Genomic DNA, 16664 nt, shown 5'->3' with positions numbered 1-16664 from the left:
GCTCAGGAGACCAACCTGGCGATGATGGCGCGCAAAGCCTCGGAAGAAGGGGTGGTGCCCAGCGCTTCGCTCGCAGGCAAAGGCGGACCGATGCGGATCGAATAGCCGCCGAGCCGGTTGACCGTGCGAAACATCGCTTCGTCGGTCACATCGTCGCCGATCGCGATCGCGCGTCTGCCGGCAAAGGTTGGCTGCGCCAGAAACGCCGCCACGGCCTGGCCCTTGTCGGCGCTGGCCGGACGAATTTCGATAACCATCTTGCCGTGCTGGATCGTCCAGTCTGGTCCCGCTCGGATCAATGCCCGCTCTATCAGCGGTTCAAGTGCGTGCTTTCGGTCCGGCGCAAGCCGGTAATGGGCGGCGACTGCCGCTCCCTTGTCTTCGATCAGAACGCCCGCCCAGTTGGCCGTATCGGCGATCAGATCGGCCTTCAGTCGCTCAAATTCCGCCGTCGCCGCGGCTTTGTACATCCGGCCATCCGCATCGCGGCGCTCGGCACCATGAAGTCCGGCGATGGGAAAACGGAACGGCGAAAAAAGCTGCCCCGCATAATCAAGCCCGCGACCGGTCACAAGTGCGAGCGCGCCTCCGAGTTTTCGCGACAAGGCCTCGAGATGGGCGGGCAGCGAAGGCGGAACCGCTATGGCGTCCGGCGTTTCGGCAAGGTCAAGCAACGTACCATCGATATCGAGGAACAGAGCCCAGCTTTCCGGATCGGTCGAGAGAGCGGCGACAAGGAAGTCCTCTCCTGAAACTGCATCAGCTTTTTTCCGGTACGACATGCGGTCATAACTATATCAGATGCCGTGAACGACCACCCCAGCTTTGCATTTGAAGCGGCTTTATGTCGACGTCCAAGCAAACCTCACCTTCGGCGGGCCGGCCGCAGCGGTGTGATCTTTAACCTGGTGGGCACGGGTATCCGATCACATGGACATCTTCCACTGGACAATTGCGTGTTCCCCGCCGCGCATGACACTTGATGAGTGAAACTCGTATTCGTTTCTTTCCACTCGTCAGGGATGACAAGCTTTTCGCGGCTTTCCCCCGTATCCACCTCGCCACAGTCATACGCAGAGCGCAAGAAGTGCGAGAAATGCGGGCCAGGCCCGCTGCAAAGCGGCGGCCTTTATTCCGCCCGCTTCTTCATTCTTTGTTAAGGAATACATTCCTTTGCGGAGATTTCGCTCATGACGCTCGGAGCATCCCAACGTTTGCACGAGGGCGTCGCGGCCGTCGAAACCATGACGCGTTTTGCGCTGGCAGTGCTGGCGCTCGCCTCGGGCGTCTACACCTACCTCGGCGTGCGCAGCCTTCTGGACGGCTCGCCGACCGCGGTGTTCTTTGCGGCGATCATCTACTCGGCCTCGGTTTCGGTCGGCATATACGCCTTCTGGTCCTATATGGCGCGCTTCTATCCGCATGTGACCACCCATGCGGGCCGAGTGGCGATGCTGGGTGTGATGGCTTTGGGTGCGGCGATGATCATCGCCATGTCGAGCTGGCTCAATGCGGCGGCGCTGGCCGGTTCGGCCGCGCTCGAACAGCACCTTGCGGAAACGGTGGAGGACTACAGCGGCGACCTCGACCAGGCGCATCAGAATGCGCTTGCGGCCCAAAGCCTGCTTCCCGATATCCAGCGTGCATCCGAACGCTTTGCCCAGCTCGCCGTCTCGGAGCGGCAATCGGGCGCGCTGACGGGGACGCAAGGATCCGGAAGCGTGGTGCAACTTCTGTCGCAGATGTCGGCGCAGATGAGGGAGCTGGAGAATGGCGTCCATGCCTCCCGTGAACAGGTCACGAAACTGTTCAATAACGGGCAGAAGCGGCTCGAAACCATGCGCAGGCTCGTCTCGGCGCCGGGCGCGGTGTCGCCGCGTGCCGACCAGTTCTCCTCCGAAGTGGTGGCGCTTACAGGCGTAATAGCCTCCCTTGGGCAGACTTCGATCGCGCCATCCATCCGCCGCGCCGCAGATGACCTCTCCCTCGGTTTCATCGCGCCGGTCGCCGATGGCGGCAATGCCGATCTCGTCAACCGCCAGGACACGGTGATGGAAACGGTACGGTCCTCCGTCGCGGCGCAGTCCAGGGTCCTTTCCGAAGCGGCCGACGAAATTCTCGCCCGTGCGCCCGTGGCGGAGCGCCGCTTCGTGCCGCTCTCCTCCGCCGAAGCCGTATTGCGCTACGCGGCCGATTTCATACCGGCTTGGGCCGGGGCCATTTCCATCGACCTGCTGCCGGGCGTGCTGGTCTTCATTCTGGCCACGGTGCATGGCGTCATCCGCAAACAGGAGGAGAAGATGCCGTTTGCCGAGCGCATTACGGCGGCCGAGCTCCTGAAAGCGCTTGAGGTACAGCAAGCCGTGACGGCAAGGGGGGTGAGCCCTTCTGAGATTGACGCCCCTCCGGAAGGCGAAGAGCTGAACAACATCACCAGCCTGGAGGCGAGGGCGCGTGCAAAGGATCGGTCGCATGAGGATCGATGAGGCATGCAAGGCGCTGGCGCGGCTTGACGACGGCATGCTGATGCGCGGCGCCTTCTTCACCCTGTTGTCGGCGGCGGGGATCTTCCTCTGGATCGATATGCGCGAAATCGCAGCCATGAACGCCGAATTTCCGGGCATCGACCCGAATCGCCAGGACCAGCCGGTCCTGCCTCCGGCGCTGACCGAAGGCGCGCCAAGCGCTCCGCCGGTGCAGCCCGCCAGCTCCAACGAAGTGCTGCGCCAGCCGATGAAACTCGAGCTCAAATCCGGTGGCGTTTTGCTCGCCGAAGGTACGATCGACCTCGGGGCCGCGGCGCGCTTCGCCGAGGAGATCGGGAAGCGCGGTGAATATGTGAAGACGGTGGCGCTCAATTCCCCGGGCGGGTCGGTGGAGGACGCGCTCGCCATGTCGAAACTGATCCGCGAAAGGCAACTCGATACCAAGGTGGCATCACGGGCGCTCTGCGCCTCTTCCTGCCCGATCGTCTTTGCCGGCGGCGTGGCGCGCATCGCCGAAAAGGACGCCGTCGTCGGCGTGCACCAGGTCTTTAGCGGTAGCGGACAAACGACGGCGGAACAGGCCATGTCGGCCGCACAATCCACCACCGCCCGCGTGGCCCGTCACCTTCATTCGATGGGCATCGGCGCCGGGCTCTGGATCAATGCCCTCGAAACGCCGCCGGACCGGCTCTACTACCTCACCGCGGAAGAGATGGCGGATTTCAATTTGACGACGGAACCGGTCGCAACCGCCGAGAAAAAAGACTGAGCCATTGCTGCGATCCGCCTACAGCGTCGCGTGTCTTATAAGAACCGCGGCGCTGTAGCACTTTGACTTGCTGGCGGCGGGGAAATTGGCCTTAAGCTCGAATCCAGATTCGCCTATCGGCTGGGCCCTCTCACCCCCCTTTTTGAAATCGATGCTCAATGACACCATGTCCTTAGTGCGGATCGCCGCCCGTGAGGCATCAGGTCTTCCACCGGGGCCATTGCGCTGCGGCTGGGCTGCTGGCGCGGTTTGGAAAGATCGAGGCTGCCGGATGGTTGCGGGATCCGTGGATGAAGTCGATGGAGGGCAATTGGTGAGTGACGATCCGTATCAGGTTCTTGGTGTTTCGCGCACCGCCACGCAGGATGAGATCCGCAAAGCATATCGCCAGCGTGCGAAGCAGTTGCACCCCGATTTGCACCCGGGCGACAAGGAGGTGGAAACGCAATTCAAGACGCTTTCGGCGGCCTACCAGCTGCTGAACAACCCCGAACAGCGCGCCCGCTTCGATCGCGGCGAGATCGATGCCTCGGGGGCGGAGCGACCGCAGCAACATTACTATCGGCACTACGCCGACGCAGACCAGGCACGCCGCTACACTTCCTCGGCCGGAGCGGGCGAATTCGAGGATATGTCGGACATTTTTTCCGATCTTTTCGGTCGGGGACGGGGCGGGGGACGGTTCAAGGCGCGCGGTCAGGACCTCTACTACCAGCTTGAGATCGAGTTCCTCGAGGCCGTCAACGGTGCCCGCCGCCGCATCACCTTTCCCGACGGAAACACGCTCGATCTCACGATTCCCGCCGGCACGCGCGACGGCAGTACTCTGCGGCTCAAGGGGAAGGGCACGGCCGGGATCGGCGGCGGCGAGAACGGGGACGCCCTGATCCAGGTGAGCGTCCGTTCTCATCCGGTTTTCCGTCGCGACGGCAACGACATCGAAATCGACCTGCCGATCACGCTGTACGAGGCGGTGCTCGGCGCCAAGATCGAGGTGCCGACGATTTCCGGCCGGGTATCGATGACCGTTCCCAAGGGGTCGAACACCGGCAATGTCCTTCGTCTCAGGGGCAAGGGCGTGAAGCCTCAACAGGGCTCCTCGGGGGATCAGCGCGTCGTCCTGAATGTTGTTCTGCCGGAGAAGGTCGATCCTGAGCTGGAGAAGTTCATGGAAGGCTGGCGCGGGGCGCATGCCTATGATCCGCGCGGAGCACTACGGAGGGCCCAATGAAGCTGCGTGAAAGGGAAGTCCTCGAAGTCTTCGGTACAATCACCCTCAGGCAGTTGCGTCAATGGGTGCAGCGCGGCTGGATCATGCCATCGCAAGGCGAAGCAGGGCCCGTCTTCGACGAGGTCGATATCGCTCGAATTCGCCTGGTCTGTGAACTGCGCAGCGACATGAACGTCAATGATGACGCCGTGCCGATCATTCTGACGCTGCTGGATCAGCTCTATGGGCTGAGGTGCGAGCTCAGGACGATCGCGACGGCATTGGTGGATCAGCGCGATGACGTTCTCCAGCAATTGAGGCAGGCCCTCTCGGCGCGAAGCGGCCGGCGGCTATAGCCGGCTTCGAAGCAACGCAATAGTTGCAAAGTAAGGCATTCGGAGCCTCGGACGTTTGCTACGGGGATCGGGTGCAGCATGCCGACTGCCCTGGAGATTCTTGAAAGTGTTTCGTTTTCCTTTGGGAAATAGGCGGCTAGCGGTCGCTCGCGCGACGAAGCACAATCAGCAGGCTGCGAATGAGAGGCGAGAGCGCTCGTGCGCCGCGGCCAAAGGGCCGCCGTGAACCTGGATCGTCCAACGACCGGTCAGAAACAGCAATGGTCGGAGCCGGAGGAGCGGTTGCCGGCCCCTGTCTCGCGGCGGTGCGCCTGCCGGAGCGGGTCGAGGAGAGGCGGCCGGATTCCACGAGTCCGCGTCCTGCCATGAGGATCGATCACGTCCATGAGCCGTGATCCAAGGGAGGAACAATGTTCGAGCGACTATTCAAACTGAAAGAGCATGACACCACAATCCGCACCGAGCTGGTGGCGGGTCTCACGACATTCCTGACGATGTCGTACATCATCTTCGTCAACCCGGATATCCTTTCGACCACCGGCATGGACCGCGACGCGGTCTTCGTCGCGACCTGTCTTGCGGCGGCCCTTGGTTCCGCCGTAATGGCGCTCGTCGCCAATTGGCCGATCGGCATGGCGCCGGGCATGGGGCTCAACGCCTTCTTCGCCTTCACCGTGGTGGCAGCACTCGGCTTCACTTGGCAGCAGGCGCTTGGCGCCGTGTTCATCTCGGGCATCATCTTCCTGTTTTTGACCGTGACGGGCGTCCGCAGCTGGCTGATCGCCGGTATTCCGCATTCGCTGCGCAGCGCCATTGCGGCCGGTATCGGCCTGTTTCTCGGCATCATCGCGCTCAAGAATGCCGGCATCGTCGTCGACAATCCGGCGACGCTGGTCGGCCTCGGCGACCTGAAGCAGACCGGGCCGCTGCTGGCAATCCTTGGCTTCTTCGTCATTGCTGTGCTCGACTCGCTACGAGTCCGCGGTTCGATCCTGATCGGCATTCTCGTCGTGACGGTCCTGTCGATGGTTCTCGGCGTTTCCGAATTCAAGGGCGTCGTCTCCGCACCGCCGAGCATCGCACCGACGTTCTTCCAACTCGACATCATGGGCGCCCTGCATGGCGGTCTCGTCCATGTGATCCTCGTCTTCGTGCTCGTGGAAGTCTTCGATGCCACCGGTACGCTGATCGGTGTTGCCAAGCGGGCGAAGCTGGTGGAAGAAGCCAAGCCCAACCGCCTCGGACGTGCGCTGCTTGCCGACAGTTCGGCCATTATCGCCGGATCGATGATCGGCACCAGCAGCACCACCGCCTATGTCGAAAGCGCCTCAGGCGTGCAGGCGGGCGGCCGCACCGGCCTGACCGCGCTCACCATTTCGGTATTGTTCCTCGCGGCCCTTTTCGTCTCACCGCTCGCCGCCGCCGTCCCGTCCTACGCGACCGCGCCGGCGCTGCTTTACGTTGCGGGGCTGATGATGCGCGAACTGACGGAAATCGATTGGGACGACCTGACCGAGGCGGCGCCGGCTGCGCTGACGGCGCTCGCCATGCCCTTCACCTACTCGATTGCCAACGGTCTTGCCTTCGGCTTCGTGAGCTATGTGATCCTGAAGCTGTGCACGGGCCGCTGGACCGTCATCCACCCGGCGACGCAGATCGTTGCAGCGCTGTTCATCGTGCGCTTCGCCTTCTTTGCCGAGTGACGATCTACGTTTCAGACGAAACAGCCGGACCCGCAGCGATGCGGGTCCGGCTGTTTCGTTCTGCTTTTGCTGTCTTCAGTCCGGTAGCATCTGCTCGAGGCGCAGCACCGCGATCCGCTCCACCTGGCGGCATGCCGTCTCGAATTCGGTATCGCGGTCGTTGCCGATCCGCTCTTCGAAGGAGGCGAGGATTTCGTCCTTGCTGCGCCCTTTGACCGCCATGATGAAGGGGAAGCCGAAGGTCTCGACATAGGCGGCGTTGAGCGTCGCGAAGCGTTCCCGCTCACGATCCGTCAACGCGCCGAGACCGGCCGAAGCCTGTTCGTTGGTCGAGCTCTCGGTCAGGCGCTTCGCCTGGGCGAGCTTGCCCGCCAGATCCGGGTGGGCATTGAGCACCCCAAGGCGTTCCGCTTCGCTCGACCCGCGAAAGACCGCCGTCAGTGCCGCGGAGAGACCGGTGGCCGTGTCGTGGGCAGGCGAGAGCTCGCGGGCAAAGGCGCGCCGGGCGATCCAGTCCGAATGCTCGAATACGCCGCCAAAACGGGCGACGAAGTCCGCCTCGGAAAGCCGCGAGGGGCGATCGTCCGCCGGGCGGAACGGGTAGGCGTCGGCCCAGTAGCGGGCGATGTCGATACGGCGGGCGAGCCAGACTTTTTCATGGCTCTTGACGTAATCGATGAAGCGGGCGAGGGCAGCTGCCCGCCCGGGCCGCCCGGCGAGACGGCAGTGAAGGCCGATACTCATCATCTTCGGAGAGCCGGCCAGCCCTTCGGCATAGAGCATGTCGAAACTGTCCTTGAGGTAACTGAAGAACTGATCGCCGCTGTTGAAGCCCTGCGCCGTTGCGAAGCGCATGTCGTTGGCGTCGAGCGTGTAGGGGATGACGAGTTGGTGCCGGTCGGCATGCTCGTGCCAGTAGGGCAGGTCGTCCGCATAGCTGTCGGAAATATAATCGAAGCCGCCGGTCGCGGTGACGAGATCGAGCGTGTTCTCCGAGCAGCGGCCCGTATACCAGCCCCGCGGCGGCTCGCCGGTGACGATGGTGTGCAGCCGGACCGCTTCGGCAATTATCGCGCGCTCTTCCTCGGCAGTGAAATCCCTGTGCTCTATCCATTTCAGCCCATGCGAAGCGATTTCCCAGCCTGCACTTTGCATGGCGGCCACCTGTGCGGGTGATCGCTGCAAGGCGGTTGCGACGCCATAGACCGTAACCGGTACGCGCCGGTCGGTAAGAATCCGGTGCAAGCGCCAGAAGCCGGCGCGTGCGCCGTATTCATAGATCGTCTCCATGTTCCAATGGCGCTTGCCGGGCCAGGGCTCGGCGCCGACGATTTCCGAGAGAAATGCCTCGGAAGCCGCATCGCCGTGCAGCACGCAATTTTCGCCGCCCTCCTCGTAATTGACGACGAATTGCACGGCGATGCAGGCTTGGTCCGGCCAGGCCACATTCGGATCGGGGCCGTAGCCGTGGAGATCGCGCGGATATCTCATGTGAAGCAAATCCTCCTGTTGTTTTTTCGAGGAAGGATTCGTAGCGAGGAATATCGGGTCCAATTCCCCTCGAAAAATTTGAAAGTCTCGAAGCCTATGCGCGCTACACAAGGCGGGCAGTCCTCCGGATACTCGGCCATCGACTGCCAGGAGCGAGTTGGGAGGAGGAAAGGCATGCAAACTGAGAGCGGCGGCGCCGGGCGGCTGACCACCCACGTGCTGGACACGGCAAGCGGCAAGCCGGCGGCGAACCTGAGGATCGACCTTTACCGTCTCGACGGCGAATGGCGCGAGCATATTGTGTCGGTCCGTACGAATGGCGACGGCCGATGCGATGACCCGCTCATCAGCGGAGAGGCGATGGAATGCGGGATCTATGAATTGCGGTTTCACGCGGGCGAATATATGGGCGCCGAAGGCGCTGCCGCTCCATTCCTCGACCTCATCCCGATCCGCTTCGGAATTGCCGATCCAGGCGCGCACTACCACGTGCCGCTCCTGCTCTCGCCCTTCGCTTATTCCACCTATCGCGGGAGCTGACAAGCAATGATAATCGAGATCCGCAACACGATCCGCTTCATCCTGAACGATCGGCTGGTCGAGCTTGCCGAAGTCTCGCCGGTCCAGACTCTGCTCGACTTCCTGCGTATCGATCGCAACTTGCGCGGCACCAAGGAAGGCTGCGCCGAGGGCGACTGCGGCGCCTGCACGGTGCTCGTCGGTCGATTGTTCGAGGGCCGGTTGAAATACGAATCCGTCAATGCCTGCATTCGCTTCGTTGCTTCGCTCGACGGCTGTCATGTCGTGACCGTCGAGGCGCTTTCGCAGCCGAGTGGTCCGCTGCATCCGGTGCAGCAGGCGATGGTTGAGACCCATGCCTCCCAGTGCGGCTTCTGCACGCCCGGTTTTGTGATGTCGCTTTACGGGCTCTGGATGGGGAACGCGCAACCGAGCATCCGGGAGATCGAGAAGGCGCTGCAGGGCAATCTCTGTCGTTGCACCGGCTATGCCGCCATAATCCGCGCGGCGGAAGCGATTTCGTCGATCGGTGAGCTCGGAAAGGATCCGCTGGTTGCCGAACGCGACAAGATCACCCGACAGCTCGTCTCGCTCAAGGATGGCCGTCGCGTCGAGATCGGCGGCGAGGACGAAAGCATCGTGCTGCCGGGCTCGGTCGACGATCTCGCTGCGGTGCTCGAAGCCAATCCGAACGCGACGATCGTTGCCGGCTCGACCGATGTCGGCCTGTGGGTGACGAAGTTCATGCGCGAGATCGCGCCGGTCGTTCACCTCTCCCCTCTCGACGAGTTGCGACGGATTTCCGTAGACGAGAGCGGCATCACGCTTGGCGCAGGTGCCAGCTATTCGGAGGCCTATCCGGTAATCGTCCGTCATCTGCCGCAACTCAGCGAGCTCTGGGACCGGATCGGCGGCGAGCAGGTGCGCAACATGGGCACCATCGGCGGCAATATCGCCAACGGCTCTCCGATCGGCGACACGCCGCCGGCACTGATCGCGCTCGGCGCATCGGTGACTTTGCGCAAGGGAGAGAGGCGGCGGACGCTGCCGCTCGAAGGATTCTTCATCGAGTACGGCAGACAGGATCGCGAGCCCGGCGAATTCGTCGAGAGCATCCGGGTCCCGTTCATCGGCAGGGAGGAGCGTCTTGCGGTCTACAAGGTTTCCAAACGGTTCGACGAGGATATCTCGGCTGTTTGCGGCGCTTTCCGCGTGAAGTTCGAGGAAGGTAGGGTTGCCGATGCGGTCATTGCCTTCGGCGGCATGGCGGGCACGCCGAAGCGCGCCAGGAGCGTGGAGGCGGCGCTGAAGGGGGGCATCTGGAGCGAAGCCGTAGTCGAGGCGGCCGCCTCGGCCTTCGAGCGAGATTTCACGCCTCTCAGCGATTGGCGGGCCTCGGCCGACTACCGGATGCTCGTCGCCGAGAACCTGTTGCGTCGCTTTTATCTGGAAACCCAGGGGACGAGCAATTTCCGCATCGACCGCGGTCTCGCGGTCGCCGTTTAGGAGGCTTGAGCACATGAATGTGATGCAGCCCGTCGATCGCATCCGCGGTGGCGTCCATGAGCAGGAGCGGCACGAATCCGGCCATAAGCATGTCACCGGAACGGCCGAATATATCGACGATATTTCCGAGCCGGCCGGGACGCTGCACGGCTATCTCGGCCTGTCTGAGCGCGCCCACGCCGAAATCCTCTCCATCGATTTCGGCGCGGTGACGAGCAGCCCCGGCGTTATCGGCATCGTGACGTCCAGAGATATTCCCGGCGAGAACGACATCAGTCCGGCGCACAAGCACGACGATCCCGTGTTCGCAACCGACAAGGTCGAGTTCCATGGACAGCCGGTCTTCGCCGTCATCGCCACCACGCGCGACGCAGCCCGGCGTGCGGCGGCAAAGGTCAGGATCGAATACCGGGATCTGCCGCACGTCACCGACGTTGTGGAGGCCGCGGCTGCGAATTATCCGCTGGTCGTCGATCCGCTGAAGCTCGAACGGGGTGATATCGAAGCCGGTTTTGCCAAATCGCGGCATGTCGTCGAAGGCGAGATGCGGATCGGCGGCCAGGATCATTTCTATCTCGAAGGTCACATCTCCCTCGCCATCCCCGGCGAGGACGACGAGGTCACGGTCTTCGCCTCGACGCAGCACCCGAGCGAGACGCAGCACATGGTCGCCCAGGTGCTCGGCGTTCCATCCAATGCGGTAACGGTCAATATCCGCCGGATGGGCGGCGCCTTCGGCGGCAAGGAGACGCAGGCGAACCTGTTCGCCGCCGCCGCGGCGCTTGCGGCGAAGAAATTCGGCCGCGCCGTCAAGCTGCGCCCGGACCGCGACGACGACATGACGGCGACGGGCAAACGCCACGATTTCCATGTCGGCTACAAGATCGGTTTCGACGACGAAGGCCACATTGAGGCGGTGGACGCGGTGTTCGCCGCGCGCTGTGGCTTCTCGGCCGATCTTTCCGGGCCCGTGACCGACCGTGCGCTCTTCCATGCCGACAATTGCTATTTCTACCCGAATGTCAGGCTGCGCTCGCGGCCGCAGAAGACCAATACGGTCTCGAACACCGCCTTTCGCGGCTTCGGCGGTCCGCAGGGCATGGTCGGCGGCGAGCGGATGATCGAGGACATTGCCTATACGCTCGGCAAGGATCCGCTCGAAATCCGCAAGCTCAATTTTTATGGCGGCGAGGGGCGGAACCTGACGCCGTACCACCAGACGGTGGAAGATAACATCATCGGCCGGATCATCGGGGAACTGGAAACCTCAGCCGATTACGCTGCCCGCCGGCGGGCCGTGCTTGCGTTTAACCGCGAGAACCACGTGGTCAGGCGCGGCATCGCTCTGACGCCGGTGAAGTTCGGCATCTCCTTCACCAAGACGGAATACAACCAGGCCGGTGCCCTGATCCATGTCTATACGGACGGGTCGATCCAGCTGAACCATGGCGGCACGGAGATGGGGCAGGGGCTCCATACCAAGGTTGCCCAGGTCGTGGCGGACGAGTTCCAGGTCGATCTCGACTGCATCAAGGTGACGGCGACCTCGACCGGCAAGGTGCCGAACACGTCCGCGACCGCGGCCTCCTCCGGGTCCGACCTGAATGGCATGGCCGCCGCCAATGCGGCCCAGCAGATCAAGGCGCGGCTGGTGCGCTTCGCGGCGGATCGCTACGGCCTCAGCGAGGCCGACGTGGCTTTTGAGCCGAATATGGTCCGCGTAGGCGCAGAGCGCATCGCCTTTGCGGATCTCATCAAGTCCGCCTATGCCGCGCGCGTGCAGCTCTCGGCGGCCGGCTTCTACAAGACGCCGAAGATCCATTGGGACCGCTCGGAGGGCAAGGGAAGGCCGTTCTACTACTTTGCCTATGGCGCCTCCTGTTCCGAGGTCTCCGTCGACACGCTGACCGGCGAATACCAGGTCGAGCGCACCGATATCCTTCATGACGTCGGCCGGTCGCTCAATCCGGCGCTTGATCTCGGCCAGGTGGAGGGCGCCTTCGTCCAGGGCATGGGATGGCTCACGACCGAGGAACTCTGGTGGGATGCAAAGGGGCGGCTGCGCACCCATGCCCCCTCGACCTACAAGATCCCGCTCGCCTCGGACCGGCCGCGTGTCTTCAATGTGCGGCTCGCCGAATGGTCGGTCAACCGCGAGGAGACGATCCGTCGCTCGAAGGCAGTCGGGGAACCGCCCTTCATGTTGGGCATTTCAGTTCTCGAAGCGATATCCATGGCAGCGGCGAGCGTGGCGGGCTATCGTATTCCGCCGCGCATCGACGCGCCGGCGACGCCGGAGCGTGTGCTGATGGCAATCGAGCGACTGCGCTCGGCAGAAGCGGACGGATGATGGAGATGGCGACAAGAAAGGACATCCGCGATTTTCTCGCCCGGGAGCCCGCCTGTATCCTCATCGAGGTGACGGGCGCGGCAGGCTCGACCCCGCGCGATACGGATGCCTGGATGCTCGTCTCGAAGGACCGCATCTTTGCCACCATCGGCGGCGGGCAATTGGAGTTCATGGCGATCGACCACGCGCGCGACCTGCTTCGGGGCGCGACCGCCGAGCATCGGCTGGAAATACCGCTCGGCCCGGAAATCGGCCAGTGCTGCGGCGGTCGAATGGCGCTCTCCTTCGCCGCCGTCGACGGTGATACCCGCTCTAAGCTGGTGGAGCGCTGCGACGGTGAGCAGGCGCGCCGCCCTCACGTCTATATTTTCGGCGCTGGCCATGTCGGAAATGCGCTCGCCATGGCCTTGTCGCTTGCGCCGGTCCGGGCCGTGCTCGTCGATACGCGGGAGCTTGAACTCGCAACGGTCGACGTGCAGGGCGTGGAAACCTGTCTCACGGCCATGCCGGAGACGATCGTTCGCAAGGCGCCTCCGGGCAGCGCCTTCGTCATCCTCACCCATGATCATGCACTGGATTTCCTCATCGCCGCGGAGGCGCTCGCGCGCGGGGACGCCTCCTATGTCGGCATGATCGGCTCGAAGACGAAACGCGCCACCTTCAGGAACTGGCTCTCCCGCGAAATCGTGCGGCCGGGACTTTTCGACCAACTCGTCTGCCCGATCGGCGGTGCGGCGCTGAAGGACAAGCGCCCGGCGGTGATCGCGGCCCTTACCGCCGCCGAGGTTCTTACGGCAGTGCTCACTTATGAGCACCCGAAGCAGCGCCACGCCGCTCCCGCGAATCAATTCAATCGTTGACCACAGCCCATTTGTCGTCCGGATCGAAACGGTCGATGAACGGCACGATCGCCTCGGTGCTCGGTCCGAGATCCCGCTCGTAGACAATGCCTTGCTGGTTGACGACGAAGGTCTTGACGCCGGTCTCGGCATAGGAAACCGGCCAGGCGATCAGTCCAAAGCCGCCGATCATGTTGCCGTTGATGACATAATCGTACCTTCCGCCGGCGACATTGTCGCCCTGCGAAGTCAGGATTCGGAAGCGGTAGCCGAAATAGCCCTCACCCGCCTTTGCCTTTTCCAAGGCCGCCTCGCTGATGGCATCTCCGACGGGGCTTTCGCCGTCGCCCTGGTCGGCGGGCCAGTATAGCCCGTCGGTCTGGCCGGGGCTGCTGATCAGCTTCTGCGCATATTCGAACACGCCATCCGCATCACGGTCCTGAAAAGAATAGTCCTTCTGTGCCTCGATATAGGCGCGCGCGGTATCGATCGCCTCAAGCTCGTTCTCGCCGACCCGGCGGTTGACGATCTCCTCGAGCCCGACATAGGTGTCGAAGGCCCACTTGCCGTCCTCCCCCTTGGCAATCGGGAAGGGCATGGGCCAGAGCCTGTCGCCGATCTGGAGGATCTTGCGCTCCTCGAGATCGCGAACGACGACATTGCGGGCCGCCCCCTCGCGAATGAGGGCGAAGGTCTCCAGCGCGTCTTCGCCTTCCTTCAGCTTCGCCGCATCAAGCCCCAGGAGCCGGGCAAGACCATCGAAGTCGTTGGCGGCGAGGCTGGCTTTGAATGCCTCCACGGCCATTGCTGGATCGTCGAACAGGGGAGGATCTTCGTCTGCGGCATAGTCGTCGATGCCTACCGGTCCTTGGGTATCGGCTGGCTGCTGCGCCTGGGCAATAGCGACGTAGGCGACCGCAGGCACGGTCGCCAGCGTGACCACCGATCCGAGAAGGAGAGTATGCAAATACTTGGTCATCGCCGTTCCTCTCCGCTCAGCGCCTGCGCCCGCCACCGCGGCCACCGCCGCCGCGGGCCATTGGCGGCCTGCCGCCGCCGCGGCTTACATGCTGCCGCCCGCCGCCGCGATGGCCGCCGCCCATGCTGTGGCCGCCGCGCCGTGACGAGGCCACCTCGCGCCGGCCGGAATTGACATTGCCGAGGCCGGACGGCTTTTTCGACCGTTTCTGCGCCTTGGAGGCCATCTTCTTCTTGCCCGCCGGCCGGCTCGCCTGCGAGGGCTTCTTGCCCTTGGAGCGGTTGAGGCTCTGCTTCGATCCTCCGGATTTCGCCTTCGCCACCTTCTGCCCGCCTGCGGCCTTCGCCTTCGGCTGCGCCTGAGCCTTCAGTCCTTCTAGCGTGCTCTTGCGCACATCCGTGATCTTGCTCGTGCCGCCCCCAGGGCGCGCCCGGTCGCGGTTGACCTCTGCGGCGCGGTTGCGGATATTGTTGTCGCCGTTGGCCTTGATGCTGTTCTTGATGTTCGTCCGGTCGAACTTCTGAAGCTGGTCGCGGTCGAACTTGAGCTTGCTGCGGTCGACATTCTTCCAGTCGATGTCATTCAACTTCAGCTTGCCGTCGAAATCCACGTTGTTGAAGCATTTGTTACAGTCGACATCGATGTCGCCGTCCCAGCGGCCGCCCCAGACACCCCAGTCGTCCCAGTCGATGATCGCGCCGAAGATCGCGCCGGTGACGGCGCCGGCGAAAAAGGCCGCCCCAGGGTACCAGTAGGCGGGGTAGGCTTCGTCGTAATAGTCGATCGGCGCCGGCGCATAGCCTGGCTCGTAGAGCATTTCCGGCGGGTATTGGGGGACATAGATCGTCTCTGGGTTCGCCGACTGGATGATGATGTTGTCACCCTCCTCGACCACCTTGATCTTGTCGTCCGTCTTAATGATGTCCTTGGCGACCGCCTCGTCGCGCAACTGCTGGATCGCGATCAGCACGTCCTTCTGCTGATTGGCGATCGCCTCGCCAAAGCTCTGCGTCCATTCGAGATCCTCGCTCATCATCTTGACGATCTCGGGATAATTGAGCAGCGAAATCACGCTGCCGTCCCAGCTTTCCTTCGGCTTCAGATCGGCCTTTTTCGCACGTCTCTGGAGAAAGCGCTCTGCCTCGACGATCTGCAGCGGGTATAGCGAGGCCGCCGAAACGAGTGCGATCAACTCGTCCGGATAGAGCGCGATCCGCGCTACAAGAACCTCGAGTTCCTCGTCGGTGAGCGGCTCCGGCGTGGCGGCCGGCGCTTCGGTCGCTGCCGCCGTCTTTTCCTGCGCGAAGGTGCTGGAACTCTGCATCGCCAGCATGATCGCCATCGCGCCGCCAAGTGCAATTGCAGCTTTTCTGATCATCAATTGCCCCCGTGGCGCTTGTGCCGAGCTCCACGACGTCTCGGCAACCACTCGGGAAAGGTTACCCGCTTCACGCGGCCGCGTCGTTGATTGCAATCAAAGGCAGGAAAAGTTCCCCTGAACGGTATGTCAGGACGCGCCTTTGTCCTCCTCCGGCGATCGCTGGCCGGTGAAGAACATCGCGCTGCGCTCAGACTCTGGTTCGACGGGCTTTTCCCCAAACTTGAATTGCCCGACGATCCGACCAATCAGGATCGCAATGTAAAGGGTCCCGATTGCGGCTTCGAGCACAGACAGAACTTGGGCGGTTGGGGTGGCCGGTGTGATATCGCCGTAGCCGACCGTCGTGATGGTCACGAGGCTGAAATACAATAGTTGCATGTCGAGATCGCCGCCATTCGGGATTCTGAATGATCCTGCCTGCCAGGCTTCGAGCCGGAGATAAAGCAGCGCCCAGGCGGTGGCGATCATGAAGTAGCCGAATATCGCGCCGGCGAGACTGTCGGTGGTCATCTCGCGGCTTCCCACGAGCTCTGCAAACGTCGCGATCAGTGCACTGACAACGATGACCAGCATCAGCCCCAAGAGCGGACCATCCAGACCGGCAATCCCTAAAGTGCTGAGAACTTGAAGCGCCAGAGCCATCGACAGCAGCGCAATCACACCGACCGCAGACGTTGCTCCGATCCGGCCGGCATGGACCGCGCCTCCGAAAACCAGAAGATAGAGCGTAACATTCGCAAGTTCGCCGAGCCTCGTGTGCGACCAGAGGGGCTGCAACAAGAACGTCGCAATCAACAGGGTCAGCAGGAGGCTCCATCGCCACCGCTCCACGAGACGAAGATAGGCATTGATGATCGACATGGCCGAATTGACGATCATGAGGAGCCCCGAGGCGGCAGAAAGAAAGCCACTTTGCAAGTCGCGGCGAACAGCATACTTCCGACTGTGAAGGGCGGCAGCACGAAGCGGCGGCCAAGTCCCGTATGTTCGAGTATCTTACGGTCAAGCATTGATCCAGCTCAATTTCATCGAGGCGGTTTTGCTGTTTTGTCGACCGGCCGGCCCGTGTGAGCAT

Annotated in this window: 14 protein-coding genes; 9 read left to right on the top strand and 5 right to left on the bottom strand. The window is 62.9% G+C overall.

Features of this window, described 5'->3' with window-relative positions:
- Positions 1-2: 2 nt before the first annotated feature.
- A complete protein-coding gene (otsB, locus tag EKH55_RS26120) occupies positions 3-782 on the bottom strand; it encodes a trehalose-phosphatase (RefSeq protein WP_151613734.1) in 780 nt (259 codons plus the stop codon).
- Positions 783-1190: 408 nt separating this feature from the next.
- Here otsB and EKH55_RS26115 point away from each other — a divergent pair, with 408 nt between their 5' ends.
- From EKH55_RS26115 to EKH55_RS26095, 5 genes are all read left to right on the top strand, one after another.
- Positions 1191-2486 carry a hypothetical protein gene (locus EKH55_RS26115; RefSeq protein WP_151613733.1) on the top strand — a complete coding sequence of 432 codons (1296 nt, stop codon included), beginning with the start codon at positions 1191-1193 and terminating at the stop codon, positions 2484-2486.
- Positions 2473-3255: a COG3904 family protein gene (locus EKH55_RS26110; RefSeq protein ID WP_151613732.1), complete on the top strand. Its 783-nt coding sequence runs from the start codon at positions 2473-2475 to the stop codon at positions 3253-3255. The genes EKH55_RS26115 and EKH55_RS26110 overlap by 14 nt, the downstream gene beginning before the upstream one ends.
- 313 nt (positions 3256-3568) lie before the next feature.
- Positions 3569-4486: a DnaJ C-terminal domain-containing protein gene (locus EKH55_RS26105; protein WP_151613968.1), complete on the top strand. Its 918-nt coding sequence runs from the start codon at positions 3569-3571 to the stop codon at positions 4484-4486.
- Positions 4483-4821: a chaperone modulator CbpM gene (locus EKH55_RS26100; RefSeq protein ID WP_151613731.1), complete on the top strand. Its 339-nt coding sequence runs from the start codon at positions 4483-4485 to the stop codon at positions 4819-4821. Before EKH55_RS26105 ends, EKH55_RS26100 begins: the two co-directional genes overlap by 4 nt.
- 410 nt (positions 4822-5231) lie before the next feature.
- Entirely contained in the window at positions 5232-6524 is a 1293-nt protein-coding gene (locus EKH55_RS26095) for an NCS2 family permease (protein ID WP_069457720.1), read from the top strand.
- A 75-nt stretch (positions 6525-6599) separates the two neighbouring features.
- On the opposite strand, the gene puuE is transcribed toward EKH55_RS26095, so the two are convergent.
- On the bottom strand, positions 6600-8015 hold the full coding sequence (gene puuE, locus EKH55_RS26090; RefSeq protein ID WP_151613730.1) for an allantoinase PuuE: 1416 nt from the start codon (positions 8013-8015) through the stop codon (positions 6600-6602).
- Positions 8016-8189: 174 nt separating this feature from the next.
- Here puuE and uraH point away from each other — a divergent pair, with 174 nt between their 5' ends.
- From uraH to xdhC, 4 genes are read left to right on the top strand one after another with little or no spacing between them, the layout of a single operon-like run.
- Positions 8190-8555 carry a hydroxyisourate hydrolase gene (uraH, locus tag EKH55_RS26085; protein ID WP_151613729.1) on the top strand — a complete coding sequence of 122 codons (366 nt, stop codon included), beginning with the start codon at positions 8190-8192 and terminating at the stop codon, positions 8553-8555.
- A 6-nt stretch (positions 8556-8561) separates the two neighbouring features.
- Positions 8562-10040: a xanthine dehydrogenase small subunit gene (gene xdhA, locus EKH55_RS26080; RefSeq protein ID WP_151613728.1), complete on the top strand. Its 1479-nt coding sequence runs from the start codon at positions 8562-8564 to the stop codon at positions 10038-10040.
- Positions 10041-10053: 13 nt separating this feature from the next.
- Positions 10054-12390, top strand: a complete 2337-nt coding sequence (xdhB, locus tag EKH55_RS26075; protein ID WP_151613727.1) for a xanthine dehydrogenase molybdopterin binding subunit — start codon at positions 10054-10056, stop codon at positions 12388-12390.
- A gap of 5 nt (positions 12391-12395) precedes the next feature.
- Positions 12396-13250 carry a xanthine dehydrogenase accessory protein XdhC gene (gene xdhC / locus EKH55_RS26070; RefSeq protein WP_151613726.1) on the top strand — a complete coding sequence of 285 codons (855 nt, stop codon included), beginning with the start codon at positions 12396-12398 and terminating at the stop codon, positions 13248-13250.
- On the opposite strand, the gene EKH55_RS26065 is transcribed toward xdhC, so the two are convergent.
- From EKH55_RS26065 to EKH55_RS26055, 3 genes are all read right to left on the bottom strand, one after another.
- A complete protein-coding gene (locus tag EKH55_RS26065; RefSeq protein ID WP_069457715.1) occupies positions 13240-14208 on the bottom strand; it encodes a DUF2950 domain-containing protein in 969 nt (322 codons plus the stop codon). The genes xdhC and EKH55_RS26065 overlap by 11 nt on opposite strands.
- Positions 14209-14224: 16 nt before the next feature.
- The gene (locus EKH55_RS26060; RefSeq protein ID WP_069457714.1) at positions 14225-15586 is read right to left on the bottom strand and encodes a DUF3300 domain-containing protein; all 1362 of its coding nucleotides are present in this window, start codon (positions 15584-15586) and stop codon (positions 14225-14227) included.
- 129 nt (positions 15587-15715) lie between these two features.
- Positions 15716-16450 carry a potassium channel family protein gene (locus EKH55_RS26055; RefSeq protein WP_192803829.1) on the bottom strand — a complete coding sequence of 245 codons (735 nt, stop codon included), beginning with the start codon at positions 16448-16450 and terminating at the stop codon, positions 15716-15718.
- Between the last annotated feature and the right edge of the window lie 214 nt (positions 16451-16664).

It is taken from the genome of Sinorhizobium alkalisoli (assembly GCF_008932245.1).
GTDB classification, from domain to species: domain Bacteria; phylum Pseudomonadota; class Alphaproteobacteria; order Rhizobiales; family Rhizobiaceae; genus Sinorhizobium; species Sinorhizobium alkalisoli.
This window is presented reverse-complemented; position numbering and strand designations above follow the sequence as displayed.